Source organism: Acinetobacter sp. ABJ-A23_2 (assembly GCF_044538765.1).
Taxonomy (GTDB): domain Bacteria; phylum Pseudomonadota; class Gammaproteobacteria; order Pseudomonadales; family Moraxellaceae; genus Acinetobacter; species Acinetobacter nosocomialis_A.
The window spans coordinates 1-824 of the sequence record NZ_JBIUCP010000116.1; the positions used below are offsets into that span (position 1 = coordinate 1).

Genomic DNA, 824 nt, shown 5'->3' on the forward strand with positions numbered 1-824 from the left:
GTTTTATAGTATTAATCAAACCCAAAAAGATTTGTATATCACCTGATCAAAAAGCTAGCTTTTAAACTTATCATCTTGTGCTTTTTTAAACGTTTTTTGATAGTATTTGTCAATTGAAAGAGTATTTTCAATAGATTTTATTACAACTATATAGCATTCTAAAAAATTAAGTAAGGATTTGAAATGAGCTGGAAATTGTTAACATTTTCTGTTTTTTTTACTGATATTTTTTTATTATTTTTAATGTTTTACCTTGGCTACGATTTTGAAACGTTTAGGAAAGTGGCTTTAGTTGAAACCTTACTTGTTATTGTGGCCATTATATTTGATGTAATGGAACAGAAAAAGAAACCTATTTTCCCAGGTTGTATCGTTTACCCTTTGCTAGGCATTTTATTTATTTTAGGTTTTACTCCCATTCTTGATTTTTTCGCAGAACGTCCTAAGGGGTTCCATACTTGGGATATCAAGAATATGTGGATGGTTAATGTGAGTGACGGAAATTATCAATTAGATCGGCTTGCTTGGTATGGCAAAGCATATGTTCAATTGGGCTTTGCGATGGTAGGTGGAATTTTAGGTTTCATTTTTCATTTAGTCTTTAGAAATACTTAAGCGATATATTTTTCTTCTTTGCTGAAGGTGTGATGCTCTTACTATATAAAATTTAAGAAAAACTGTTCAATTTAAAGCTAACTACTTAGAATTCTTATTCATAGAATATTGCTTTCTTATTCATTTAAAATATATAGAACAAACAAAAGCTTAAATTTTGTTCTTCTAGTGGAAGCGAAATTTTAATAAATGATAAACTATAAAAAATG

1 protein-coding gene is annotated in these 824 nt (G+C 28.4%); it reads left to right on the forward strand.

Features of this window, described 5'->3' with window-relative positions; translation table 11 throughout:
• Positions 1 to 183 precede the first annotated feature (183 nt).
• Entirely contained in the window at positions 184 to 615 is a 432-nt protein-coding gene (locus ACH63V_RS18100) for a hypothetical protein (RefSeq protein ID WP_396464322.1), read from the forward strand.
• Positions 616 to 824 lie beyond the last annotated feature (209 nt).